The following is a 23,318-nucleotide window of genomic DNA, read 5'->3' on the forward strand; positions in this document are numbered from 1 at the left end:
CTGCCCACAGACTGCTCATTTTGTCATATAATTTAGCCCGCTAGCTAACAGCCCGCTCAAGAGACTTTTGATATGACAACCATTATCAAACAAGATGACTTGATCACTTCGGTCAAGGATGCCTTACAGTTTATTTCATACTATCATCCACAAGATTTCATTCAGGCAATGAGCCGTGCGTATGATCGTGAAGAAAACCAAGCCGCTAAGGATGCAATCGCACAAATTTTAATTAACTCGCGTATGTGTGCAGAAGGTCATCGCCCTATCTGCCAAGATACCGGGATTGTCAACGTGTTTGTTGATGTGGGCTTAGACGTTAAATTTGATTTAACCATGAGTCTTGATGATGCAATCAACGAAGGTGTACGCCAAGGTTACTTAGAAAACACCAACGTACTTCGTGCATCTGTTTTAGCAGATCCAGCCTTTGGTCGTAAAAATACCAAAGACAATACCCCAGCAGTAATTCACTACAAACTCGTACCAGGCAACAAAGTTGATATTACTGTTGCAGCCAAAGGTGGCGGTTCAGAAAACAAATCTAAACTTGCGATGCTAAACCCATCTGACTCGATTGTTGACTGGGTACTCAAAACTGTTCCGACTATGGGTGCAGGTTGGTGTCCACCAGGTATGCTCGGCATCGGGATTGGTGGTACTGCTGAAAAAGCCATGATGCTTGCAAAAGAAGCACTCATGGAAGAAATCAACATGGACGAATTGCTTCGCCGTGGCCCTCAAAGCAAAATGGAAGAGCTTCGTATTGAAATCTTCGAAAAAGTAAACGCTTTGGGTATTGGTGCACAAGGTCTTGGTGGTTTAACGACCGTCCTTGATATTAAAATCAAAGACTACCCTTGCCATGCTGCAGGTAAACCAGTCGGTATGATTCCAAACTGTGCAGCAACCCGCCATGCTCACTTCCAGCTTGATGGTTCAGGTCCTGCGCATATTCAAGCGCCTAAACTTGATGACTATCCACAAGTCGCTTGGGATGCTTCCAAATCTAAACGTGTCAACCTAGACACCATTACTCAAGAAGAAATGAACTCTTGGAAACCAGGTGATACGCTTCTTCTTAACGGTACAATCTATACGGGTCGTGACGCTGCGCACAAACGTATGGTTGACATGTTAAATAACGGTGAAGAACTTCCTGTAGATCTTAAAGGTAAATTCATTTACTACGTAGGTCCTGTCGATCCTGTAGGTGATGAAGTCGTTGGTCCTGCTGGCCCTACAACTGCAACACGTATGGACAAATTCACTCGTCAAGTTCTAGAAGCAACTGGCATGTTTGGTATGATTGGTAAGGCAGACCGCGGTCCTGCTGCTGTTGAAGCCATTAAAGATAACAAAGCAACCTATCTCATGGCGGTTGGTGGTGCAGCTTATCTTGTTTCTAAAGCTGTTCGCCAAGCTGAAGTGGTTGCATTTGCTGACTTGGGTATGGAAGCAATCTACAAATTTGTAGTTGAAGACATGCCTGTATCAGTTGCTGTCGATGTTAACGGTACATCAATCCATGCGATTGCACCAAGAATCTGGCAAGAGAAAATCGGTAAAATTCCAGTGGTTGATGCAACTGCGGGTTAACCGAAATACATCAAAAAACACGCCGCATGGCGTGTTTTTTTATTTAGATTATTAGGGCTTGTTCAACACTCACACATGTAATGTTGCACAAGCCCTATTTACACCGAATGCCATAAGGTCTTTTCTCATGCAACTCAAAAGTATTAGTCAGATTTTAACTTTACTTGGAGGACTGTTTTTCTTTGACTTGAGCCATGCACAGCCCGCATCACCCAATTCGATTGATCAACTTTTTGATATCTTACAAATTAAACAAAACACTCAGTCGATGGTCAAGCCACAACAACTTCAAATGCTCGGTCTAAATAAAGAACAGTTTTGGCAAGATGTTGAACCACAATTGAAACAGCTTTATCAAAAAAACCTGTCCGAAGAAGAAGTTCAGGCACTGAACCGTTTTTACCGCACTCCAGAAGGACAATCTTTGGCAGCTAAAATGCCAACCCTAAGCCAAGAAACCTACAACGTCGTGGTTCACAACATGATGAACAATAGCACTGTAAATCATGTTCTATTTAAGGTCTTAGGTATTGATAACACATAATTTCCATCAAGTTAAAACTTAGGCGCAACTTACATACTTGCGCCTCTCATAGAGCCAAAATTTCAATAATAATCGTTTAAACTTGTATATTATTTGATTATGACAAACCATTAATTCTAAGAATTATTCTCAAATCATTTTAGGACAAGCACAATGTCAAAAACACCTATTACTCAATTTATACTGGCTTGTCTTTGCTACTATGGCATCAGTCAAACTACGCTTGCAGCCCCTGCACAGCCTGCATCTGTTCAAGAGTTAATACGCGTTTCCAATGCTGAACAGTTAGTCAAAGAAGCGGTTAAAAGCTATACCCCCTATTTCCAAAAACATTCAGAGCAAGTGATAAAAGAATATACGGGACATGAAACTCTGACCGAGCAGGATCAAGTGGCTGCACAAAAGCTTTCCAAGATTTTTCTAAACACGGTAGAAACATTCTTACAGCAAGCTAAACCCATCGAAATTATTAAGAATATTTATACCCAGCAGCTATCTGAAGAAGAAGTACAAGCTTATATTCGCTTTTTAAAATCTCCTGAAGGGCAATCAATTAACCAGAAAATGCCGATTATTTTGCAACAAACTGCTCAAAAAATTAACCAAGCCACAGAAAATTTAACTCAAGATAAAAAGTTTCAACAACAAATTACCCAGCAAATTGCCAATGTGCTTAAACCACTACCTAAAAAAGCCAGTGTAAAATAACTGAGCATAAAAAAACGCGCAGGATGCGCGTTTTTTTATGCAGAAAAATTAAGCTGATTTTGAATCAATAATCTTTAAATCAGTTTTCTCAGCCAAAGGCTGTTGAGCATTATGTACACGCTCAGCTTTGACTTCTGGTTCAGCTTTATCATTAATGACTGCGTCATTGACAATGATCGTACCCACATCTGTACGGCTTGGTAAGTCATACATGGTGTCAAGCAAAACATTTTCCAGAATTGAACGCAAACCACGTGCACCTGTATTACGTTCTAGGGCTTTTTTCGCAACAGCACGTAATGCAGACTCTTCAAACACCAAATCTACATTTTCCATATCAAACAAATGTTGATATTGGCGAGTCAGAGCATTTTTCGGTTCAGTTAAAATCTGAATCAAAGCCTGTTCATCAAGCTCATCCAGTGTTGCAATAACGGGCAAACGACCAATAAACTCAGGAATTAAACCGAATTTAACCAAGTCTGTCGCTTCAACCTGACGGAACAATTCAGAGACTTTTTTATTGTCATCTTTATTCTTCACTTCAGCGTTAAAACCAATCCCACCTTTTTCCTGACGTTGCTGAACAATTTTTTCCAATCCAGAGAATGCACCACCACAAATAAACAAGATATTTGAGGTATCAATCTGAATAAATTCTTGCTGCGGATGTTTACGCCCACCTTGTGGTGGAATTGATGCCACAGTACCTTCAATCATTTTCAGCAAGGCTTGCTGCACACCTTCACCCGATACATCTCGAGTGATAGAAGGATTTTCTGATTTGCGCGTAATCTTGTCGATTTCGTCAATATAGATAATCCCTTTTTGTGCTTTTTCAACATCATAATCAGCTTTTTGCAGTAGCTTTTGTACAATGTTTTCAACATCTTCGCCCACATAACCTGCTTCGGTCAGTGTCGTTGCATCTGCCATGGCAAATGGCACATCCAGCAAGCGAGCCAAGGTTTGAGCCAGTAAAGTTTTACCAGAACCTGTTGGGCCAACGAGTAAAATATTGCTTTTTGCAATCTCAATATCGTCGTGCTTATGCCCTGTTTGCGACACTTTTAAGCGTTTATAGTGATTATAAACTGCCACCGATAAGGTTTTTTTCGCAATATCTTGACCAATCACATACTGATCAAGCGCTGCACGAATTTCATGTGGCTTTGGCAAAGGACGGCTTGCCCAGTCACCTGAGTCAACTTGTTGACTGGTTTGTACCAAGTCAAGACATACGTCCACACATTCGTTACAAATGTATGCGTCCTCGCCTGCAATCAGTTTCCCGACTTCAGACTGCGTTTTACCGCAAAATGAACAATGTTTTTGTCCTTGAGGATGGTTGGACATATTTTCTCCAATAAATAATCTTTTACATTATGGGCGTTTAGTTAATACAGCATCAACTAAGCCATACTCTTTTGCAGCTTGCGCGGTCATGAAGTTATCACGATCTGTATCTCGTGCAACTGTTTCATAGTCTTGACCGCTGTGTTCTGCCATCAAGCGGTTTAATCGCTCTTTAATAAACAGGATTTCACGTGCATGGATCTCAATGTCAGATGCCTGCCCACGGAAACCACCAAGTGGCTGGTGAATCATGACACGCGCATTTTCCAAACAGTAACGTTTACCCTTCGCACCCGCATTTAGCAAGAAAGCACCCATAGATGCCGCCTGCCCCATACAGATCGTTGAAACATCAGGTTTAATAAACTGCATGGTATCGTAAATTGCCATACCTGCAGTCACCGAACCACCTGGTGAATTAATATAAAGGTGTATATCTTTATCTGGGTTCTCTGCTTCTAAAAACAACATCTGCGCAACAATTAAATTTGCCATGTTGTCTTCAACTTCACCCGTTAGGAAAATCACACGTTCACGTAACAAACGTGAAAAAATATCAAATGAGCGTTCACCGCGTGAGGATTGTTCAACAACAACTGGAACTAAAGCATTTTCTATGTTTGGAACATACATACGTTTATTTATTCCTAAATTCTTATGACTTAAACCATGACAACAATATGCGCGATAAAAGCCAAAATTGCAAAACTATTCCTTATCTAAATAACAGATAAATAATCGGATTACACGTATTATCCACTGTATTAACAATTTTTCTACAGCATAAAAAAAGGCGCAACAAGCGCGCCTTTTTTTATGTCAAAGGATTAACCTTGTTGACGAGCTTGTTGCTCTTTCAATAACTCTTCATAGCTTACAGCTTTGTCAGTTACTTTAGCAGAAGCCAAAATGAAATCGACAACTTGGTCTTCCAACACAACAGCTTCGATTTGCTGACGTTGTTTTGCATCGGTTTTGAAGTATTCGATCACTTCAGTTGGATCTTCATAAGAAGAAGCCATATCTTCGATGTAAGCATCAACACGTGTTTGGTCAACTTCAAGTTGAGCATCAGCCAATACTTTGCTCACTAACACGCCAAGTTTAACTGATTTTTCAGCTTGTTCTTTGAACAAATCATCTGGAAGCAAGCTAGAATCAAATGCTTTCGCACCTTCTGCACCAAATTGCTGAGTGAATTGCTGGATCATTTGTTGACGTTGACGGTCAATTTCTTGAGCAACCATTGCATTTGGAACTTCGATTTCGTTTGCAGCAACCAATGCATCAAATGCAGCAGCTTTAACTTGGTTACGAAGACCATTTTTCACTTCACGTTCCATGTTTTTGCGAACGTCAGCTTTTAATTTTTCAACGCCTTCTTCTTCAGTAAGACCGAAGATTTTCAAGAATTCAGCATCAATTTCTGGAAGCTTTGGTTTTTCAACTTGCTTAACAGTGATTTTGAACTGAGCTTGTTTGCCCGCAAGATTTTCAGCTTGATAATCTTCAGGGAAAGTAACATCGATCACTTTCTCTTCGCCAGCTTTCATACCCACGATGCCATCTTCGAAACCAGGAATCATGCGACCAGAACCTAAAACAAGTTTAAAGTCTTGTGCAGAACCGCCTTCGAAAGTTTCACCATCGATTGAACCTTCAAAATCAAAAGTCACTTGCATGTCTTTTTTAGACATACCTTTGGTCACAGCCCAAGTTTGACGTTGCTTTTGCAAGTTTTCGATCATAGCATCAACGTCTTTGTCGTTGATTTCAGTCTGTTTACGTTCAACTTCCAAAGCATCAAATGCATTGACTTGAATTTCTGGGTAAACTTCAACAGTCGCTTCAAAAACTAAAGCATCATCTTTGTTTTCAACTTTTTCAATGTTTGGCATACCAACAGCATTGATTTTTTCTTGTTGAATTGCTTCAAATACTGTATCGCGAATAATGTCATTTACAACTTCTTGATAAATGCCTGCACCATATTCACGGCGCACAACATTTACAGGTACTTTACCTGGACGGAAGCCGTTGATTTTCGCAGTTTTGGCAGTGCGTTGTAAGCGAGCTTCGAATTGCTCGTTAACACGGCTCGTCGGTACAGATACATTTAAACGACGGGCAACGCCCGAAACCGCTTCAGTCGTTACTTGCATGGCTTCCTCAATATCTAGTTAGTAGTAGCAAATTTTTAAAGTCGCCTATTATAAGCCATCACGACACGATATACAAAATTTGGTTCGAGATTATTTTAGCGTCATCTTCTATTTTTGGCTTTTTTATGCCTATTTGATGACGAGTATCAGAAAATCTCATGATGAGAAAAATTAACCTGAACTTAAAACTCATAAAAAAGTAGCAATTTTCTTCTTATGCATCATATAAATCTTTTAAAGTGCAACACTTCTACAGCACAACTTACAATTCATCTGATTAGACTACAATCTTGAGCAATCCTTCTGGAGAAGAAAGGCTATGAGTATTTTAGATGAAGTGGGGAAAATTGCGGGTGCAATCATCGCGGAACAAGGTGTTGATAAGCTTGACCCAGATGCAAACCTTCTTGAAAAGGCTGCAAGCGCAATTGCTGGTTATGAAGCTGCGAAAATTGCCGAGAACAAATTAGAAAATCCTGAGGATGAACAGCAAACTTCAGATGATCAATCTTGATTTTTTATTAGCTACTATTTTTAATCAAATTTCTTAGAATATTTGCCATCAGTTCAGTTTTTAACTTTAGAGTTGATTGATCTTTAATAAAAGGCAATCAACTCCCCCATCATGAAACGCTAAAATCACGATTTGACAAGATTACTATGGCTTATCCACAAATAACTCTATGTAATGAGCAGGTCTTGATTCATTCCAATACAACATTTAGATTAAAATAAATGACAATCATTATTATTAACACTTAATTTTAATATTCCAATTCATATTTTCAATTTACAAATAAATTCAAATACTTAGATCAAATATGTAAATTTTTACCTTAAAAATACACGATTGATTCATATTTTTAATCGTTTTTTTCTATTGTAAAGTAGTGTTATTCTAAACAAGAATTATTAACATTTAGCGAATTGTTAACATCTAAAATTATAGAGCCTTTAATTATGTCGTTTATCCGAACCCGTAAGAAGATTGTTTCTTCTGCAATTGTCTCATCACTTTCACTTATGGCAACTACGACAGCCATTGCAGCAGATGAAACAGCAGAATTACCAACTATTTATAGTCATGCGGTGGCTACAAAAGATGGTTTAAAAGTCAAGCAATCTGCAAATAAAAAATATGTTGCGCCTTTACTCGACACCCCAAAATCTGTTGCAGTTATTTCACAAAAACTATTAAAAGACACCAATTCCAATACTCTTCTCCAAGCGCTTGCCAATGAGCCAGGAATTACTTTAGGTGCAGGTGAAGGCGGTACGCCATTTACCGATATGCCTTATATCCGTGGTTACAGCAGCCAAAGTTCAATTTATGTCGATGGCGTGCGTAACACGACTTCACAAAACCGTGACATGTTTGCGATTGAACAAGTTGAAGTCACGAAAGGTTCAAGCTCTGCAATTTCTGGTGGTGGCGGTGTTGGTGGCAGCATTAACTTGATTAGCAAAGTGGCTCATCAGGGTGATAAATACCAAGGTTCGATTCAAGGTGGTACAGACAACTATCGTCATATTATGCTGGATGCCAACAAAGACTTTGGCAACGGCGTTGCAGGTCGTGTTGTGGTCATGGGTCATCAAAATGATAAACCTGGTGCAATCGATGGTGCTGAATATAACCGTGTCGGGATTGCCCCAAGCCTTGCATGGGGATTGGGTACAGCAACGCGTGGAACTTTAAGTTATTATTACCTGCAAAGCTACGATGAACCCGATGCAGGTATTCCATTTTTAACTACAGGTGGCAAGCCAATTTATGTGAAGCAAGGTACATATTACGGCTGGAAAAATCGTGATTTTGACAAGCGTGAAAACCATATTGGAACCTTCAAACTTGAACATGATTTCGATGACAATTTGACGTTATCCAATACAGCCTCATACACCAAATCAAAATCTGACTACGTCTATACTAATGCGGATGACTCAAAAGGTAACGTTGCAGCATACGGTACGATTTCCCGTCGTGCACTCAGCCGTATTGTCGATACCGATGCACTGAGCGATCAATTGGCATTAACAGGTAAGTTCAATACAGGTAGCCTCAAACACTCGTTTAACATCGGTACAGAGTGGAGTTATCAATCATCCGAACAAGGCGTACATACCTTTACCAACAGCTTAGGGACAACCTCAACCGTACACAGCACTGACTGTTCACCAACAACGACTAATATCGGTGGCTGGTGTACCTCTGTGAATAACCCAACTAATGGGCTATATACCGATACTCTCGGAAGCATCAAAAACCAGTACACCACACGCAGTACAACTGCGGCGGTCTATGCGCTGGACAGCATTGAATTTACTCCACAATGGCTACTCAACCTTGGCATGCGTTGGGATCAGTTCGATACAGAGCGTAAATATTATAAAAATACGACCAGTGGAAGCACCACGACTCCTGCGGGCACAGTTCTCCAAAGTGATTCAAATTACTTTTCTTACCAAGTGGGTCTAGTCTTTAAACCAGCAGAAAATGGCAGTATCTATGCAAGTTTTGCAACCTCTGCAAACCCTGTAGGTGTTGACCAAGGTGATGGTGCAGATTCAGTTTCAGCAAGTTATGACGATCTAAAACCAGAAGAAGCACGTACTGTTGAACTTGGGACCAAATGGGATTTGTTTAACAATCGAGCCAACCTAACGGCTGCGGTGTTCCGTACTGAAAAGCAAAATACCCGTGTCTTGACCGATGCCAACACTTACTCCAACGTGGGTAGCAGCCGTGTAAATGGTTTTGAAATCGATCTAAAAGGTCAGATTACCGATAAATGGGACATGTCTGCTGGATATAGTTATTTGGACAGCAAGCTGACAAAAGCCGCGTACAACGCGACTGCAACGGCTGGCAAACCACTACCATTTGTTGCGAAAAACAGCGCAACACTTTGGACAACCTATAAAGTGTTACCAAAGCTGACCATTGGTGCAGGTGCTCAATATAAAGATCAGGTTTATGTCAACACTTCAAGTAACAAATACTTGCCTGCATATACCATCTACAATGCTATGGCAAAATATGATGTGAACCATAATGTGAACATCCAGTTAAATGTCAACAACATTGGTAACAAACGTTACTTTGTAAGTGGTCACACTCACCAAGCCTTTGAAGGTGATGGACGTAATGCTGTACTTGCAATCAACTTTAAATACTAATTTAGCCCTGTAATCTATGACCATTTCTTGTGTACACTGGAAATGGTCTTTTTTATTTTTGAACAACGTATCGAGTTATTATGATTCATCATATTCCAAACGTATTATCAAAAGAAGAAGTCGCAGAATTTCGTCGCCTGATGCAAACTGCCAACTGGGTCGGTGGTAAAGTGACAGCAGGTACATTGTCTGCCTCAGTCAAGCGCAATCAGCAGCTCTCCGAACAAGATCCACTGACTCATGCATTAAGTGAGCGAGTGATTCAAGCGATTTGGAAAAACCCGATTTTCCAAGCAGCTGCACTCCCCCATCATATTATTCCGCCTCTATTTAACCGTTATGATGAAAGCGAAACTTTCGGTTTTCACGTTGACAACTCGATTCGCCTGATTCGTGGAACGAGTCACCAGATCCGCACCGATTTATCTTGTACGCTGTTTTTAAGTGAGCCAGATGAATATGATGGTGGTGACTTGGTGATTGAAGACACTTACGGTTATCATGAAGTGAAATTGCCTGCGGGCGACGTGGTGTTGTATCCATCGACCAGCTTGCATGAAGTCAGTACCATTAGCCGTGGCACACGTTTTGCCTCATTCTTTTGGGTGCAAAGCTTAATTCGTGAAGACAGCAAACGGCATTTGCTATTTAATCTGGATGAGAGTATTCGTACACTACGTGCTGTACATGGCGATGCTCATGCTGAAGTGATGAAGCTCACCAACATTTATCACAACCTGATTCGCATGTGGGCAGAACTCTAGTTTTCCAGTACAAAGGCTCGAAAATATCAGCATGGATTTATTTAGAATTAGATTTATTTTGCATTTTTCATCTTGTATATGAAAAAAAATTCCAGCATATGCTGAGATTTCGCAAAAAACGAAAAATATTTTTTATACAGCAGGATTATAATGAAGATATTGAGTAATTGTACCCGAGGTATTATGCCAATGTTGTTTGCGATAGCATCTGCCCTGTGGTTTGAACTGCGCTACGCGCGCATATAAATTTTATTTGCTCATTCAGTGCAAAAAACTGAAATATAGTTGAATTCACTTCGTTTAGACACAAAATAATATAGTAGATTGCCCAATTACCCCTCGGCATATGCTGCTATGCAAGGAGCTATCCCCATGATGTTGGCTGACCCAAGCAAAAAATACCGTCGTATGTACCAGCGCGTCGATTTACCTGATCGCCAATGGCCAAATAAGGAAATTACCCAAGCCCCTATTTGGATGAGTACTGACCTTCGTGATGGTAACCAAGCAATTTTTGAACCAATGAACCTTGAACAAAAATTCAAAATGTTTGAAATGTTGGTGAAAATTGGCTTTAAGCATATTGAAATTGGCTTTCCTTCTGCATCGCAGATTGACTTTGATTTCACACGTAAGTTGATTGAAGAAAACCATATCCCAGATGATGTCTACATCGAAGTTTTGGTTCAGGCACGTGATCATTTAATTTCACGTACTTTTGAAGCGCTTGAAGGTGCAAAACGTGCGATTGTGCATATTTATAATGCCAATTCACCAACCTTCCGTAACAAGGTATTAAATGTCGATATTGCAAAAGCAAAACAGCTTGCAATAAATGCTGCGGAAAAAGTCAAAGAATATGCAGCAAAACAACCAGAAACTGAGTGGGTTTTCCAATATAGCCCAGAATGCTTCTCTGCAACCGAGTTAGAAGTTGCCAAAGATGTTTGTGATGCGGTCACTGAAATTTGGGATGCACGCCCAGACAATAAAGTGATTTTAAACTTACCTGCAACCGTTGAAGTGTCGACACCAAATGTCTATGCCGACCAGATCGAATGGATGCACCGCAATATTGCGCGTCGTGACGGCGTGTTGATTTCAGTTCACTGTCACAATGACCGTGGCTGTGGAATTGCAGCATCTGAACTTGCAATTATGGCAGGCGCTGACCGCGTAGAAGGCTGTGTATTTGGCAATGGTGAACGTACAGGTAACGTTGACGTTGCAGCAATGGCATTAAATATGTACTCGCAAGGCGTTTCACCACACTTGGACTTCTCCAACATTAATGAAATTATTGCAACTGTTGAAGAATGTACAGGTTTGCCAGTTCATCCACGTCACCCTTATGCAGGTGACTTGGTATTTACAGCATTCTCAGGTTCTCACCAAGATGCGATCAAAAAAGGCTTTGAATTCCAGAAAAACGAAGAAATCTGGGATATGCCTTACTTGCCAATCGATCCAAAAGACTTGGGACGTGACTATGATGCTGTGATTCGTGTCAATAGCCAGTCAGGTAAAGGCGGTATTGCTTACTTGCTTGAATCGAACTACAACGTGGTGTTACCGCGTCGCTTGCAAATTGAATTTAGCCAAGTAGTTCAACAGCATACGGATGCAACTGCCAAAGAAATTTCAGCAGATGAAATCTGGAGCTTGTTCAAAACAACTTATGTAAGCATTAAAGATAAGAATTACGTCGCTAAAAACTACAAATTGTCTGATGAAAATGGCAATCAGATTATTGATGTTGAAATTGATATAGACGGCGAAACTCAGCATTTACGTGGTGAAGGTAATGGCCCAATTTCTGCAATTGTCAATGCACTTCAATTGCCGATTGATGTCTTGAACTATGAAGAACGCAGTATCGGTTCAGGCGCACATGCTAAAGCGCTTACTTTAGTTGAATTACAAGTTAAAGGCACAGGTAAAAGTGCATTTGGCGCAGGTATTCATGACAACACAGTCACATCATCAATTGAAGCCATCTTTGCTTGTACCAATAGCTTGATTGAACAAGGCTTGCTTAGCACCAGCGATATTATTTCTGAAGCTGTTTAATCTTAAAAAAAACATTTTAAAAGGATACCCAAGTTGGTATCCTTTTATTTTTTCATAATTCCAAAATATAAGGCGATTTGCACTCGTGTCTTTTTCAGCTGACTCTGTAGGTTTGGTCGTCCCGCAAAAGTACCAATTCGAACAACCACTCCAACTGGAATGTGGTCGAATCTTACCTCGTTTTGATCTTATGGTTGAAACTTATGGTACGTTAAATGCGGAAAAATCCAATGCAATCTTGATTTGCCATGCACTCTCTGGCCATCATCATGCTGCTGGTTATCATCATGAAGATGATAAAAAAGCGGGCTGGTGGGATGCTTGTATTGGGCCAGGCAAAGCGATTGATACTAACAAGTTTTGTGTTATTGCACTCAACAATATTGGAGGTTGCAATGGCTCAACAGGCCCTATTTCTCCTAACCCAGAAAATGACAATCTACCGTATGGCCCAGATTTTCCATTAGTCACGGTTCGGGACTGGGTCAAAACTCAGGTCATGCTTTCTGACCGTTTAGGTATTTCGGTTTGGTATGCCATTATTGGCGGCTCTTTAGGCGGTATGCAAGCCTTACAATGGTCAGTGGATTATCCAGATCGTTTAAAAAACTGTGTCATTATTGCCAGCGCTCCAAAACTTTCAGCGCAAAATATTGCCTTTAACGAAGTTGCACGTCAGTCAATTTTATCTGACCCAGATTTCCATAACGGACGTTATTTAGAGCATGATAGCTACCCAAAACGTGGTCTGATTTTGGCGCGTATGGTCGGACATATTACCTATTTGTCTGAAGAAGCCATGAAACAGAAATTTGGTCGTGACTTGAAGTCAGGCAAATTCATGTATGGTTTCGATGTCGAATTTCAGGTCGAAAGTTATTTGCGTTATCAGGGCGAGCAGTTTAGCCGCAACTTCGATGCCAACACATACCTGATTATGACCAAAGCGTTAGATTATTTTGATCCTTCACGTGAATATGAATCTTCATTGACCAAAGCCATGGCAAATACCCAGTGCCGTTTCTTGGTGGTGTCCTTTACTACTGACTGGCGTTTTAGTCCTGAGCGTTCTCAGGAAATTGTCAATGCTCTCATCACCAATCACAAACCTGTCAGCTACCTCGATATTGAGGCTGAACAAGGTCATGACTCATTCTTGTTCCCGATTCCACTATATGTTAAAACCCTCCGAGCCTTTTTAGGTGGCGAAGAACATCTGGCAAGTACTCCACAGGAGACCGTGTAATGCGTTTAGATCAGCAACTCGCAGAAAAATGGATCAAACCAGGTTCAAGTGTGCTTGATCTGGGCTGTGGTGATGGTGAGCTTTTGGCTCACATGAGTAAAAAACATCAAATTCGTGCATACGGACTAGAAATTGACCAAGAAAAGATTGCAATTGCGATCAGTCGAGGGTTAAATATTATACAACAAGACCTCAACCTAGGTTTACACCGCTTTGCCGACCAGTCTTTTGACTATGTTGTTATGGCACAAGCGTTGCAAGCGGTTGATGCACCTGATGTTCTTTTAAGAGATATGGTGCGTGTGGGCAAACAGGCGATTATTACTTTTCCAAACTTCGCGCATTGGAAGACTCGTTCTTTTCTTGCACTTAAAGGAATGATGCCTGTTTCTGAAACATTACCTTACATGTGGTACAACACGCCAAATATTCATTTATGTACTTTCCGTGATTTTGAAGCCCTATGTGCTGAAAATCAGATTAGGATTATTAATCGACTCGCCGTAAATGGGAATCAACAAGATAGTTTACTCAGTAAACACATTCCAAATTTGTTTGGTGAAGTCGCAATTTATCGAGTAAGCGCCCTATGAAAAAAGTATTCTTTAGCACCATTTTGTTTGGTATTTTAAGTACTCAGGTTCATGCTGATTACCTACCATCACAGCAATCAACATCGGCTTTGGCCGCACGTTATTCGGCCATGAGCTTTAATGAATTGCTGAATGAAGCGAAAGCCGGTCAAGCTGCAGCACAATTTTATGTTGCAACCCGTTATCAATATGGTCGTGAAGTTTCTAAAGACCCAAAACAGGCATTTACTTGGTATAAAAAAGCAGCCGACCAGGGTGTTTCTGCGGCTCAGCTCAATGTGGGTCGTATGTTGGTTGAAGGCATTGGTACAAGTCAAAATGAAAAATTGGGACGTCAATACCTTGAAAAAGCAGCCAGCCACGGCGATAACCGTGCCAGCTTCAACTTGGCGCTCATTGAAGAACACAATAAAAACTATGTTAATGCATACCAATGGTACGAACTTTCAACCCGTGATGGTATGTTAGACAATAGAGTGATTGATATGTCACAAACCAAGAAAACTGCTTTGGCAGCCAACTTAACGCCTGAACAAATTCGTCAGGCAGTTGACCGCGCTGACAAATGGATTCAAGCACAATAATGCTTGAAACGAATCACAGGGACAACCCAAATGCCCTGTGATTCTACGCAGACTCTCCTACGCTTTGTCTTATCTTTGTCCTGTCATATTATCTTTTGTTTTTCATCGGCAAACTCGGCATAATTCTGCCCATGTTTTGCTAAATTTTGATGATTGATTATGTCTACTCCTTCATGGCTCAATGCGGGTCAATTGGTACTTGCAAGTAACAATAAAGGCAAAGTTGCCGAATTTGAAACGCTATTCCAGCAGCTTAATTTACCCATTGAAATTATTCCTCAAGGTCGCCTAAATATTGAAGATGCGGTCGAAGATGGCTTAAGTTTTGTTGAAAATGCCATTATTAAAGCGCGTCATGCTGCAAAAATTTCAGGTAAACCAGCCTTGGCGGATGATTCAGGCATTTGTGTACCTATACTTGGCGGTGCGCCTGGTATTTATTCGGCACGCTATGCAGGTGAACATGGCAATGATGCTGCCAATAACCAAAAATTACTGAGTGACTTACACGCTTTTCGTCAAGAAGGTCAAGCAATTGAAGGCATGTTTGTCTGTGTACTAGCTTTGGTTGAACATGCCGAAGATCCTTTACCCAAAATTTTCCAAGGCATCTGGACAGGTGAAATTTTAGATGCTGTACGGGGTGAAAATGGCTTTGGTTACGACCCATTGTTCTGGCTACCAGAACTTGGAAAAAGTAGTGCTGAACTGACTAAAGCCGAGAAAAACCAGATCAGTCACCGTGGTCAAGCCATGCAACTGTTCCGCCAAAGCCTGACTCAAGTTTAAATCACCAATCAATTCAAGGGTTAAGCTCAGCTTCAGCCCTTGAGTAGCCGCCATATGAGTCCGTAAAGTAAAATTATACCAATACTGACAATCGTTCCTGCCGCAATATAACGTGCCGAATACCCAGTGCCCTGATAATGGGTTTCAAGTGCCACAATATTCGCTGCAGGAGGTAAACAAAATAAAAAGAACATTAACCCGATATATTCTTTAAAGGTTTCAACGGGAATGTAGAAATAACTCACGCTACAAATGATTGCCCCAAATACCAACTTCGGTAACATCACGCGAAGACTATGCCACAGATCAGCTTTTGCCACTTGAGTATGCCTAAGCCACATCCCCAGTACACACATGCCAGTGAAGACCATGCCCACTTTGGCAAACTGATACAAATGCAGCACCCAACTTGGTTCTGGAAAGTTTTGTACGTGTAATAACCGCAAAATCGCTGAAATGATTAAGGCAATCACTGGCGGTGACAACGACACTTTTTTCATTAAACTGGCTGTATTTTGCGGTGCTGAACTGACCGCAGAGACAGCCCAAATATTGCCAAACAATGAGCCGCCAACATAAAGTGCAATCATGGCAGAACTGATCTGATGCCCAAAAATCGCCAAGGCAAATGGAAAACCCAGCCATGCTAAATTGACATAACTGGCACAGAGTGAAATCAGCCGATCTTTAAAGAAATAAACAAACCCCAGGTACACCAATAAGGCTGAGCTAAAGCTAAATAGCATCAGGCTTAAACTACCTGTCTGGTAGTAAACCATGTTGTAAATAATCACAAAAGGGATAAAAAATCGTGCCAGAATACGAGAACAAAATACTTTCAGCGCTTCAGCAGATTTCCATGATGCGGTGAGCCAACCAAATATAAATGCCAATGTTGGTAAAACTAGACTCACCCTGATCTCCTTATTCTGTGTGTTTTATGCCTCGGTGTCGATAAAAGCACTTTCTGAAATTACTAGAAAGTTCCAATAAAAGCAAATCTAGCATCCTGATTAGAATAAATATCTACTCGACCATAAACACTCGATAAACTTAGTCATTTTTAGCGATTTTATGCCCCGAAAAAATCAGCAGACCAATACCACTCAAGACCATAATTGTGGCAAACAGCATGCGTAAACTCAAAGTTTCATTGAGAAAAATCACGCCTGCCAGCAATGCCAAACACGGGACACTCAACTGCAAGGTGCTTGCCGTCATCCGATCAAGATGTTTCAGTAAATCATACCAGAGTACATAAGCCAGACCCGAGGTGAATGCACCCGAAATTATGGCTAAAACCAGACCATTCCAATGCATATATAGATTTGGCATTTGGGCTAAACTCAATAGCAAACAGATCGGGATTGCCCAAATAAAGTTGTTATAAGTCATCACTATAGGTTGATCTGTTGACATTCCAATCAGGCTATATGCCGCCCAGCTTAACCCCGCCAATATCATCATGGCCGCATAAAATAAAGATGGTGCATGTGTCGCAGGTAAAAAGAGCAGTAAAATACCGAAAAAAGCAACCGACAAGCCTATCCCTCTGAACCACGTGACTTTTTCACCTTTATATACCGCATACAACGCCATAGAAATTTGCACTGTACCAAACAGCAGCAGTGCGCCTAAACCTGCATCAAGTTGCATATAAGCGACTGAAAATGCCAAGATGTAGCCTGTTAAGCACAATCCGCCTTTCCAATTTTCTCGTTGGGGTTTGAGTTTTTCTACTGAACCAAGCAGCAATGCCAGTACCACTGCCGCACTGACGATCCGGATGATGCTAAAACTGTATGGGTCAATCATTCGGCCTGCTAATGCCAAACGACAAAAATTGAATTGGCTGCAAATGCACTCATCGCAAGTGCGATTTTTCCCCACATCATCGTCAATATCCTTATTGATGACAGCTATTTGAGTATATATATAAAAATTTCCACCCAGAAATAACAGCATTTATTTCCAATAAAATCATTGATGATCTTTAAAACAAATTGATCTAACTGCTCAATGTATTCTATGAATTTTCATTTTTAACTTTTGTTTTAACTTATACATTACAAAAAATCAGATCGGAATCATTCTGAAAATATATATTTACAGACATAAATCACGGGCACATTTGAATCACCTCTCTGCATTTCATCAAGCTGAATCAACCAGAGTACCTAAACTCGATACGTTGAATATTTCCTTGCTGTGACCCTTGCTGAGTTTTTTCCAACCAGACAGCATGCTGCTGAAAACAGCGCAAAAAATTGGAACAGCGTGTGCCATAGTCGGGACTGGTAATAAAAGTCGATGACAGTAGCTGTTCCAGCTCCTGAGCAATGCCTGTCTGCGGCAACTGTTCAGGCAAGCGCTGACGCTGATCTTCTAATATGTCCCAAGCCACCTGTTGCAAGTCTGATTCGGATACATCAGGCAAAGCCAAGAGTGGCAAAAATTCTTGTACAAAACGCTGACGCAAATGCTGGTTTTTCGCCCAATGCTCCGACATGAGGCCATTGGACATCACATACACACCATGCGCCAATACCTGTGGTGCTTCGCCTCGATTACTCATATATACGGCTTGTTGCCGATCACCCACAATCAGGTTAAACCCTGCGTAATCTTGCTGTCGTTGCTCCAATTGCTGGGCAAAACGAATCGGTGGTAAATCTAATGCCAAATAATCTGCCACAATTTCACCGCGTGAAGTCGGATAAGTTCGCTGATCTGAAGCATCCCGATAATTGGTGATTACTGCCCAGCGCCCCGTTTCGGTGATGCCCATCCATGTTCCACCCGACTGCAAGTCCTGCCCTGCGATAATCGGACTATATTGCCAGTGTCGTAAGGACTGGGTTGGGCGGATATAGAACTCATCCCGATTGGACAATAAACATATAGGTAAACCTTCCACCACTTGCCATGCCAGCGCCACAATACACATAACAGATCCTTTGTATCTTTACACATTGAATGTACAACATTTTTAAGGTTTATCGGCTAGAATCTTGCCAAACATACAGAAATGAAAGGAATAGTCATGCTGACCTATCCCAACATCAATCCAATTGCGATTGAGCTTGGCCCGCTCAAAGTACACTGGTATGGATTAATGTACCTCTTGGCATTTTTATGTGCATGGGGACTTGCCAACTATCGGGCAAAACAACGTACCGACTGGACAGCCGAGATGGTATCTGATCTGGTTTTTTATGGTGCTTTAGGTGTCGTGCTCGGTGGTCGGGTCGGTTATGTGTTGTTCTATGAATTTGATAAATTTCTCGCCAACCCAACTTGGTTGTTTCAGGTCTGGACGGGTGGTATGAGCTTCCACGGCGGTTTTATTGGTGTGATGGTCGCCATGCTGCTGTGGTGTAAAAAATACCAAAAAACCTGGTTTCAAACCATGGACTTTATTGCGCCATGTGTCCCAACAGGCTTAATGTTTGGACGGATTGGTAATTTTATTGGCGGTGAATTATATGGTCGCCCTGTAACTGACCCCAATTATCCTTTTGGCATGATCTTCCCAACCGACCCATTGCATTTGGTGCGCCATCCTTCGCAAATTTACCAAGCACTGTGTGAAGGTCTATTGTTATTTATTATTTTATGGTGGTTTAGCAGCAAGCCACGCCCACGTATGGCGGTATCTGCCCTGTTTCTTATAGGTTATGGCTTGTCACGTTTCTTTATGGAATTTTTCCGCGAACCCGATGCAGATCAGGGCTTTATTTTGCTCGGTTGGGTGACCAAAGGACAAATGCTGTCTTTCCCAATGATTATTGCGGGCTTACTGCTCTTAGCATTTGCTTATCAGCGTAAAATTTATGACTGGACACTCAATAAATAAAAGCAGAGTCACCTCATGCAATCAGGGACGAAAGTCCCTTTTTTTATGCTAAAGTGCGGCATCTCCTTCGTCATTTTTTCAACACAATATGCTCGAATTTTGGTTTGAACCCACCACCACACTTGCACGTAAAATTCTGATTTTATTGCTTACGATTGCAATCGCTGTGGGTCTATATCTGTATAAACCACTACCCTCTGCGGTGATTCTGATGTTTACAGGTACAGGATTGGTGTTTTTGATTTGTCGTTATGCGCGTTTGCAAATTGCAAAAAATGACCCAAGCCGTTTTTTATTTCGGGTGTTTACATGGATTCCACTCGCACTGATTTTGGCAGTGTTGTTTATGAAAACCATGGATGATTTACTGATTTTAGGCGTTCAAGGGCTGGCTTTTATGGCACTGAGCGTTTTTATTTTTTCACCACTGGCACGTTTGTCAAAACCTACTTCAACTGAATCTTAATTATGCTGCAATTTTGGTATTCTGAGCGCTGTACCCGCAACGTTAAACTCACCATCACCATCGCTATTTGTGTGATGACTATTTTACTGTCTAAAGTGTCGGCCCTACCTTCTATTTGGGTCGGAATCTGTGTTGCTGTTGGGGTTTTTATGCATTTGATTTATCAATTTGGTGCGCGCCGCACGTATACCAAATTACTGGTCTGGATTTTACCTGTCGGCTGCTTGACTGCACTTGGTTTACAACCGAGCAATGCGCTTTGGGCATGGGGTGGTCAAGGATTGGGCTTTATGATTTTGGGTCTATTTATTATGTCAATTTATCAAAATCGAGCTAAACGCTTTGACTGATTAAACCAAGAATGACCCAATGTAATCGGCATAGGTTTTTGATATGATCAGAATGATAGAGCCATCGGCATTTTTGCTAAAAAACATTATTCAAGGTTCTATATTAGGGTAAAATCCTCAACCTGCCACAGTACGACACATCAGGTCGTAACATTTCAGCTCTATAGGAATTTTATGAAAGCGTATCTTGATCTACTACAGCACATTCTGGACAACGGTGGCGACAAAGGCGACCGTACAGGGACAGGGACACGTTCTGTATTTGGTCATCAAATGCGTTTTGACCTCAATCAAGGGTTTCCCTTACTGACCACCAAAAAAGTTCATTTCCGCTCGATTGCCATTGAATTGTTGTGGTTTTTAAAAGGCGATACCAACGTCCAGTACTTACAAGACAACAAAGTCACCATTTGGGATGAATGGGCAACAGCAGAACAAACCGCACGTTTTGGTCGCCCTGAAGGTGAACTCGGCCCTGTGTACGGACATCAATGGCGTAACTTTGGCGCAACTAAAAATACCGATGGCAGTTATCAAAAAGATGGCTTTGACCAAATTCAGTGGTTGATTAATGAAATCAAAACCAACCCAAATTCACGTCGCCTGATTGTTTCAGGCTGGAATCCGCAAGAAGCTGGACAAGTGGCTTTACCGCCATGTCACACCTTGTTCCAGTTCTTTGTACAAGATAGCAAACTGTCTTGTCAGTTATATCAGCGTAGTGCCGATGTGTTCTTGGGCGTGCCATTTAATATTGCTAGCTATGCCCTACTGACCCATATGGTGGCTCAAGTCTGTGGTCTAGGTGTTGGTGACTTTGTCTGGACTGGTGGCGATACGCATTTATATGCCAACCACTTTGAACAAGCTCGTCTACAGTTAACACGTGAACCATTACCACTGTGCCAGCTTAAGCTCAACCCTGAAATTCAAGATATTTTTGAGTTCAAATTTGAAGATATCGAAATTGTTAATTATCAATCACATTCTGCAATTAAAGCACCGGTGGCTGTATGAGTTTTCAAGGAATCGAGGTCGTCCATGTCGTAGCGATGGATCAACAACGCTGTATTGGTAAAGGCAATGCCCTGCCTTGGCATATTTCCGCAGATTTAAAGCACTTTAAAGCCATTACTCAAGGTGGTGTGGTCGTGATGGGGCGTAAAACCCTCGAGTCCATGGGACGCGCATTACCTAAACGTGTGAACTGGGTGATTACTCGCGATACATCATGGTCTTTTGACAAGGTTAAAGTAGCACATAGCATTGAAGATGCATTGGCTCAAGCGCTGACAGATGTGGCTGCAAGTGAAAAACCTGAAAGTATTTTTGTGATTGGTGGTGGGGAAATTTTTACTCAAACCATGCAAATTGCAGATCGTTTAGAATTAACTCATGTTGAGCTTGATGTACAAGGCGATGCCTACTACCCTGAAATTCCACATGAATTTCATAAGGTTCGTAGTGAAAAGCATATCGATGAACAATCGGGCGTTGCTTTTGAGTTTGCAACTTATACAAAATAAGTCAAAAAAAGAGGAACAAATCAATTTGTTCCTCTTTTACTTCTAGATGCTACAAACTCAAATTAGAATGAGTAACGTAGACCCAATGCAAAATTATGTGCACGTAGATCATAACTTGATTCTTGAGTTCCCGTATAAGGTCCATTAGAAGAACTATAATTAAGCTTTAATTTTCCTGAATCTATATATTTGTAAGAAAGATCGGCTGCTAAATTTGGAGTAATTGCGTAAGAAGTACCTACACCAACAGACCAAATAAAGTTAAAATCAGTTTTGGAAGTTGCTGCAAAATCTTCAGAAAATGTACCTGATACAGAATTATCAGAAAGTTTGCCATTTGCATGAATACGGGTCGCGCCAACACCCACTGCAAAATATGGCGTAAACTTACTTGAGTTTTTCCAATCAAAGTATGTATTCCACATCATTGACTGTTGCTGCAACTTCACAGAATCTTTTAAATAAAATGGATTAAAATAAATAGCTGTTTTACTAACAAATTTATGATCTTCTTGTGCTGAATATTCTAGTTCTGTACGTACAGGTACATGCAAGCTTGGTTCTAAGTTCCAACCAAAGGCCACAGCACCAGAAACTAATGTTTTTTGACTATTTGACATACCAAAAACAGAGCCGCTAGTTGGATATGAAAAATAATTGGCATCACTATTATAATTTAAATGATTAGGATCTAAATCAGTAATATTTGCCCCAATTTTTGCAGATACATATGCATCTTTTAACACGCCATCCGCTGCTAAAGCAGGAACAGTAATTGCAGTTGCTAATGCCCCAATCAAAATTGTACTTTTTTTCATAAATCATTCCTTTTTAAGATCTTTGTTTTGAATATAATTCAGTCTATTATAACAAAACGATACAAATCAACACATAAATCACACTTTTTAAAGGTTTTGCAAAAAATTCACGTGAAATTTAAATTATAAGACCTGTGTCACATTTTACTTTTTATAAACATAATTCATCTCATATAATACTTTTTAGTCGCATTTTTAAAAAATATACTTAAAAAAATAGCTTAAATAGGATTAAACTACTGTAATGAAAAAACTTATTTTATTGACTCTTTTTACCAGCTTGGGTGTCATTTCAGCATGTTCAAGCTTACCTTACCAACCTTCAGCAAGTATTTTGCAACAACAGCAGGAGCTTCAAGCAAAGCAGGTAATTTGGCAAGTCACACATATTCAAGGGCATACTCTTTCTGCTGATGAACTCGCTCATCAACCTTCTTTAAGTTTTGATGCGAATAGCCAACAGGTCAAAGGTAGCGATGGCTGTAACCGTTTTTTTGGGAGTTATCAGTTGCAAGGCAATCATTTGCACTTCAGCCCTCTAGCATCAACCAAAATGATGTGTGTAGGCAATATGCAAATCAGTGATCAATTTCATTTAGCATTAGTAAAAGTGACAAGCTTTAGTGTAGAAAAACAAATCTTAAAATTAAAAGATCAATCTAACCATGTAATTATGGAATTACATTCTCAAAATCACTAATGTTTTA

The 23,318-nt window shown here is 40.7% G+C and carries 24 protein-coding genes; 17 read left to right on the forward strand and 7 right to left on the reverse strand.

The window, feature by feature from the left end:
• The first annotated feature begins 72 nt into the window (after positions 1–72).
• From E0H77_RS08235 to E0H77_RS08245, 3 genes are all read left to right on the forward strand, one after another.
• The gene (locus tag E0H77_RS08235; RefSeq protein ID WP_131376810.1) at positions 73–1,599 is read left to right on the forward strand and encodes a fumarate hydratase; all 1,527 of its coding nucleotides are present in this window, start codon (positions 73–75) and stop codon (positions 1,597–1,599) included.
• Positions 1,600–1,726: 127 nt separating this feature from the next.
• A complete protein-coding gene (locus E0H77_RS08240; protein WP_131376813.1) occupies positions 1,727–2,143 on the forward strand; it encodes a DUF2059 domain-containing protein in 417 nt (138 codons plus the stop codon).
• A 153-nt stretch (positions 2,144–2,296) separates the two neighbouring features.
• On the forward strand, positions 2,297–2,851 hold the full coding sequence (locus E0H77_RS08245; protein ID WP_131376816.1) for a DUF2059 domain-containing protein: 555 nt from the start codon (positions 2,297–2,299) through the stop codon (positions 2,849–2,851).
• Positions 2,852–2,899: 48 nt separating this feature from the next.
• Here the strand turns inward: E0H77_RS08245 and clpX are convergent, their stop codons facing one another.
• The 3 genes from clpX to tig all read right to left on the reverse strand — a co-directional run bounded on the left by clpX (position 2,900) and on the right by tig (position 6,369).
• Complete coding sequence (gene clpX, locus E0H77_RS08250) at positions 2,900–4,207, reverse strand: ATP-dependent protease ATP-binding subunit ClpX (protein WP_131376817.1); 1,308 nt, start codon at positions 4,205–4,207, stop codon at positions 2,900–2,902.
• A gap of 27 nt (positions 4,208–4,234) precedes the next feature.
• A complete protein-coding gene (clpP, locus tag E0H77_RS08255; RefSeq protein ID WP_004753838.1) occupies positions 4,235–4,840 on the reverse strand; it encodes an ATP-dependent Clp endopeptidase proteolytic subunit ClpP in 606 nt (201 codons plus the stop codon).
• Positions 4,841–5,034: 194 nt separating this feature from the next.
• Entirely contained in the window at positions 5,035–6,369 is a 1,335-nt protein-coding gene (gene tig / locus E0H77_RS08260; RefSeq protein WP_131315104.1) for a trigger factor, read from the reverse strand.
• 319 nt (positions 6,370–6,688) lie between these two features.
• Here tig and E0H77_RS08265 point away from each other — a divergent pair, with 319 nt between their 5' ends.
• The 8 genes from E0H77_RS08265 (at position 6,689) to rdgB (ending at position 15,595) form a co-directional block, all read left to right on the forward strand.
• Entirely contained in the window at positions 6,689–6,883 is a 195-nt protein-coding gene (locus E0H77_RS08265; RefSeq protein ID WP_131315103.1) for a hypothetical protein, read from the forward strand.
• 446 nt (positions 6,884–7,329) lie between these two features.
• Positions 7,330–9,549: a TonB-dependent receptor gene (locus E0H77_RS08270; RefSeq protein ID WP_131376821.1), complete on the forward strand. Its 2,220-nt coding sequence runs from the start codon at positions 7,330–7,332 to the stop codon at positions 9,547–9,549.
• Positions 9,550–9,629: 80 nt separating this feature from the next.
• On the forward strand, positions 9,630–10,313 hold the full coding sequence (locus E0H77_RS08275) for a Fe2+-dependent dioxygenase (RefSeq protein WP_131315101.1): 684 nt from the start codon (positions 9,630–9,632) through the stop codon (positions 10,311–10,313).
• 372 nt (positions 10,314–10,685) lie between these two features.
• Entirely contained in the window at positions 10,686–12,383 is a 1,698-nt protein-coding gene (leuA, locus tag E0H77_RS08280; protein ID WP_131315100.1) for a 2-isopropylmalate synthase, read from the forward strand.
• An 85-nt stretch (positions 12,384–12,468) separates the two neighbouring features.
• Positions 12,469–13,629: a homoserine O-succinyltransferase MetX gene (gene metX, locus E0H77_RS08285; protein WP_131376824.1), complete on the forward strand. Its 1,161-nt coding sequence runs from the start codon at positions 12,469–12,471 to the stop codon at positions 13,627–13,629.
• On the forward strand, positions 13,629–14,222 hold the full coding sequence (gene metW / locus E0H77_RS08290; RefSeq protein ID WP_045794671.1) for a methionine biosynthesis protein MetW: 594 nt from the start codon (positions 13,629–13,631) through the stop codon (positions 14,220–14,222). The genes metX and metW overlap by 1 nt, the downstream gene beginning before the upstream one ends.
• Entirely contained in the window at positions 14,219–14,806 is a 588-nt protein-coding gene (locus tag E0H77_RS08295; RefSeq protein WP_131376827.1) for a tetratricopeptide repeat protein, read from the forward strand. The genes metW and E0H77_RS08295 overlap by 4 nt, the downstream gene beginning before the upstream one ends.
• 159 nt (positions 14,807–14,965) lie before the next feature.
• On the forward strand, positions 14,966–15,595 hold the full coding sequence (gene rdgB, locus E0H77_RS08300; protein ID WP_131376830.1) for an RdgB/HAM1 family non-canonical purine NTP pyrophosphatase: 630 nt from the start codon (positions 14,966–14,968) through the stop codon (positions 15,593–15,595).
• Between the two features lie 32 nt (positions 15,596–15,627).
• Here rdgB and E0H77_RS08305 read toward each other — a convergent pair whose 3' ends face one another.
• From E0H77_RS08305 to E0H77_RS08315, 3 genes are all read right to left on the reverse strand, one after another.
• On the reverse strand, positions 15,628–16,509 hold the full coding sequence (locus E0H77_RS08305; protein WP_131376833.1) for an AEC family transporter: 882 nt from the start codon (positions 16,507–16,509) through the stop codon (positions 15,628–15,630).
• Positions 16,510–16,648: 139 nt separating this feature from the next.
• Entirely contained in the window at positions 16,649–17,410 is a 762-nt protein-coding gene (locus E0H77_RS08310; RefSeq protein WP_323052938.1) for a DMT family transporter, read from the reverse strand.
• A 349-nt stretch (positions 17,411–17,759) separates the two neighbouring features.
• A complete protein-coding gene (locus tag E0H77_RS08315) occupies positions 17,760–18,542 on the reverse strand; it encodes an NRDE family protein (RefSeq protein ID WP_131376836.1) in 783 nt (260 codons plus the stop codon).
• A 96-nt stretch (positions 18,543–18,638) separates the two neighbouring features.
• Between E0H77_RS08315 and lgt the strand changes: the two genes are divergently transcribed.
• The 5 genes from lgt to E0H77_RS08340 all read left to right on the forward strand — a co-directional run bounded on the left by lgt (position 18,639) and on the right by E0H77_RS08340 (position 21,793).
• On the forward strand, positions 18,639–19,451 hold the full coding sequence (gene lgt, locus E0H77_RS08320) for a prolipoprotein diacylglyceryl transferase (RefSeq protein WP_131376839.1): 813 nt from the start codon (positions 18,639–18,641) through the stop codon (positions 19,449–19,451).
• 88 nt (positions 19,452–19,539) lie between these two features.
• Positions 19,540–19,917, forward strand: coding sequence for a hypothetical protein (locus tag E0H77_RS08325; RefSeq protein WP_131376842.1), 378 nt, complete (start codon positions 19,540–19,542; stop codon positions 19,915–19,917).
• Between the two features lie 2 nt (positions 19,918–19,919).
• Positions 19,920–20,267, forward strand: coding sequence for a hypothetical protein (locus E0H77_RS08330; RefSeq protein ID WP_131376845.1), 348 nt, complete (start codon positions 19,920–19,922; stop codon positions 20,265–20,267).
• Between the two features lie 174 nt (positions 20,268–20,441).
• Positions 20,442–21,284 carry a thymidylate synthase gene (gene thyA, locus E0H77_RS08335; RefSeq protein WP_131376848.1) on the forward strand — a complete coding sequence of 281 codons (843 nt, stop codon included), beginning with the start codon at positions 20,442–20,444 and terminating at the stop codon, positions 21,282–21,284.
• Positions 21,281–21,793 carry a dihydrofolate reductase gene (locus E0H77_RS08340; protein ID WP_131376851.1) on the forward strand — a complete coding sequence of 171 codons (513 nt, stop codon included), beginning with the start codon at positions 21,281–21,283 and terminating at the stop codon, positions 21,791–21,793. The genes thyA and E0H77_RS08340 overlap by 4 nt, the downstream gene beginning before the upstream one ends.
• A 62-nt stretch (positions 21,794–21,855) precedes the next feature.
• On the opposite strand, the gene E0H77_RS08345 is transcribed toward E0H77_RS08340, so the two are convergent.
• Positions 21,856–22,611: an outer membrane protein gene (locus tag E0H77_RS08345; protein ID WP_131376854.1), complete on the reverse strand. Its 756-nt coding sequence runs from the start codon at positions 22,609–22,611 to the stop codon at positions 21,856–21,858.
• Between the two features lie 244 nt (positions 22,612–22,855).
• Here E0H77_RS08345 and E0H77_RS08350 point away from each other — a divergent pair, with 244 nt between their 5' ends.
• Positions 22,856–23,311, forward strand: coding sequence for an META domain-containing protein (locus E0H77_RS08350; protein WP_131376857.1), 456 nt, complete (start codon positions 22,856–22,858; stop codon positions 23,309–23,311).
• Positions 23,312–23,318: the final 7 nt, after the last annotated feature.

Source organism: Acinetobacter brisouioides (genome assembly GCF_004331075.1).
Classification (GTDB): Bacteria; Pseudomonadota; Gammaproteobacteria; order Pseudomonadales; family Moraxellaceae; genus Acinetobacter.

Excerpts from the sequence above, each read along its gene's own strand:
- E0H77_RS08235 (WP_131376810.1), top strand. The coding sequence starts at position 73 with ATGACAACCATTATCAAACAAGATGACTTGATCACTTCGGTCAAGGAT.
- E0H77_RS08240 (WP_131376813.1), top strand. The coding sequence starts at position 1,727 with ATGCAACTCAAAAGTATTAGTCAGATTTTAACTTTACTTGGAGGACTG.
- E0H77_RS08245 (WP_131376816.1), top strand. The coding sequence starts at position 2,297 with ATGTCAAAAACACCTATTACTCAATTTATACTGGCTTGTCTTTGCTAC.
- clpX (WP_131376817.1), bottom strand. The coding sequence starts at position 4,207 with ATGTCCAACCATCCTCAAGGACAAAAACATTGTTCATTTTGCGGTAAA.
- clpP (WP_004753838.1), bottom strand. The coding sequence starts at position 4,840 with ATGTATGTTCCAAACATAGAAAATGCTTTAGTTCCAGTTGTTGTTGAA.
- tig (WP_131315104.1), bottom strand. The coding sequence starts at position 6,369 with ATGCAAGTAACGACTGAAGCGGTTTCGGGCGTTGCCCGTCGTTTAAAT.
- E0H77_RS08265 (WP_131315103.1), top strand. The coding sequence starts at position 6,689 with ATGAGTATTTTAGATGAAGTGGGGAAAATTGCGGGTGCAATCATCGCG.
- E0H77_RS08270 (WP_131376821.1), top strand. The coding sequence starts at position 7,330 with ATGTCGTTTATCCGAACCCGTAAGAAGATTGTTTCTTCTGCAATTGTC.
- E0H77_RS08275 (WP_131315101.1), top strand. The coding sequence starts at position 9,630 with ATGATTCATCATATTCCAAACGTATTATCAAAAGAAGAAGTCGCAGAA.
- leuA (WP_131315100.1), top strand. The coding sequence starts at position 10,686 with ATGATGTTGGCTGACCCAAGCAAAAAATACCGTCGTATGTACCAGCGC.
- metW (WP_045794671.1), top strand. The coding sequence starts at position 13,629 with ATGCGTTTAGATCAGCAACTCGCAGAAAAATGGATCAAACCAGGTTCA.
- E0H77_RS08295 (WP_131376827.1), top strand. The coding sequence starts at position 14,219 with ATGAAAAAAGTATTCTTTAGCACCATTTTGTTTGGTATTTTAAGTACT.
- rdgB (WP_131376830.1), top strand. The coding sequence starts at position 14,966 with ATGTCTACTCCTTCATGGCTCAATGCGGGTCAATTGGTACTTGCAAGT.
- E0H77_RS08310 (WP_323052938.1), bottom strand. The coding sequence starts at position 17,410 with ATGATTGACCCATACAGTTTTAGCATCATCCGGATCGTCAGTGCGGCA.
- E0H77_RS08315 (WP_131376836.1), bottom strand. The coding sequence starts at position 18,542 with ATGTGTATTGTGGCGCTGGCATGGCAAGTGGTGGAAGGTTTACCTATA.
- lgt (WP_131376839.1), top strand. The coding sequence starts at position 18,639 with ATGCTGACCTATCCCAACATCAATCCAATTGCGATTGAGCTTGGCCCG.
- E0H77_RS08325 (WP_131376842.1), top strand. The coding sequence starts at position 19,540 with ATGCTCGAATTTTGGTTTGAACCCACCACCACACTTGCACGTAAAATT.
- E0H77_RS08330 (WP_131376845.1), top strand. The coding sequence starts at position 19,920 with ATGCTGCAATTTTGGTATTCTGAGCGCTGTACCCGCAACGTTAAACTC.
- thyA (WP_131376848.1), top strand. The coding sequence starts at position 20,442 with ATGAAAGCGTATCTTGATCTACTACAGCACATTCTGGACAACGGTGGC.
- E0H77_RS08340 (WP_131376851.1), top strand. The coding sequence starts at position 21,281 with ATGAGTTTTCAAGGAATCGAGGTCGTCCATGTCGTAGCGATGGATCAA.
- E0H77_RS08345 (WP_131376854.1), bottom strand. The coding sequence starts at position 22,611 with ATGAAAAAAAGTACAATTTTGATTGGGGCATTAGCAACTGCAATTACT.
- E0H77_RS08350 (WP_131376857.1), top strand. The coding sequence starts at position 22,856 with ATGAAAAAACTTATTTTATTGACTCTTTTTACCAGCTTGGGTGTCATT.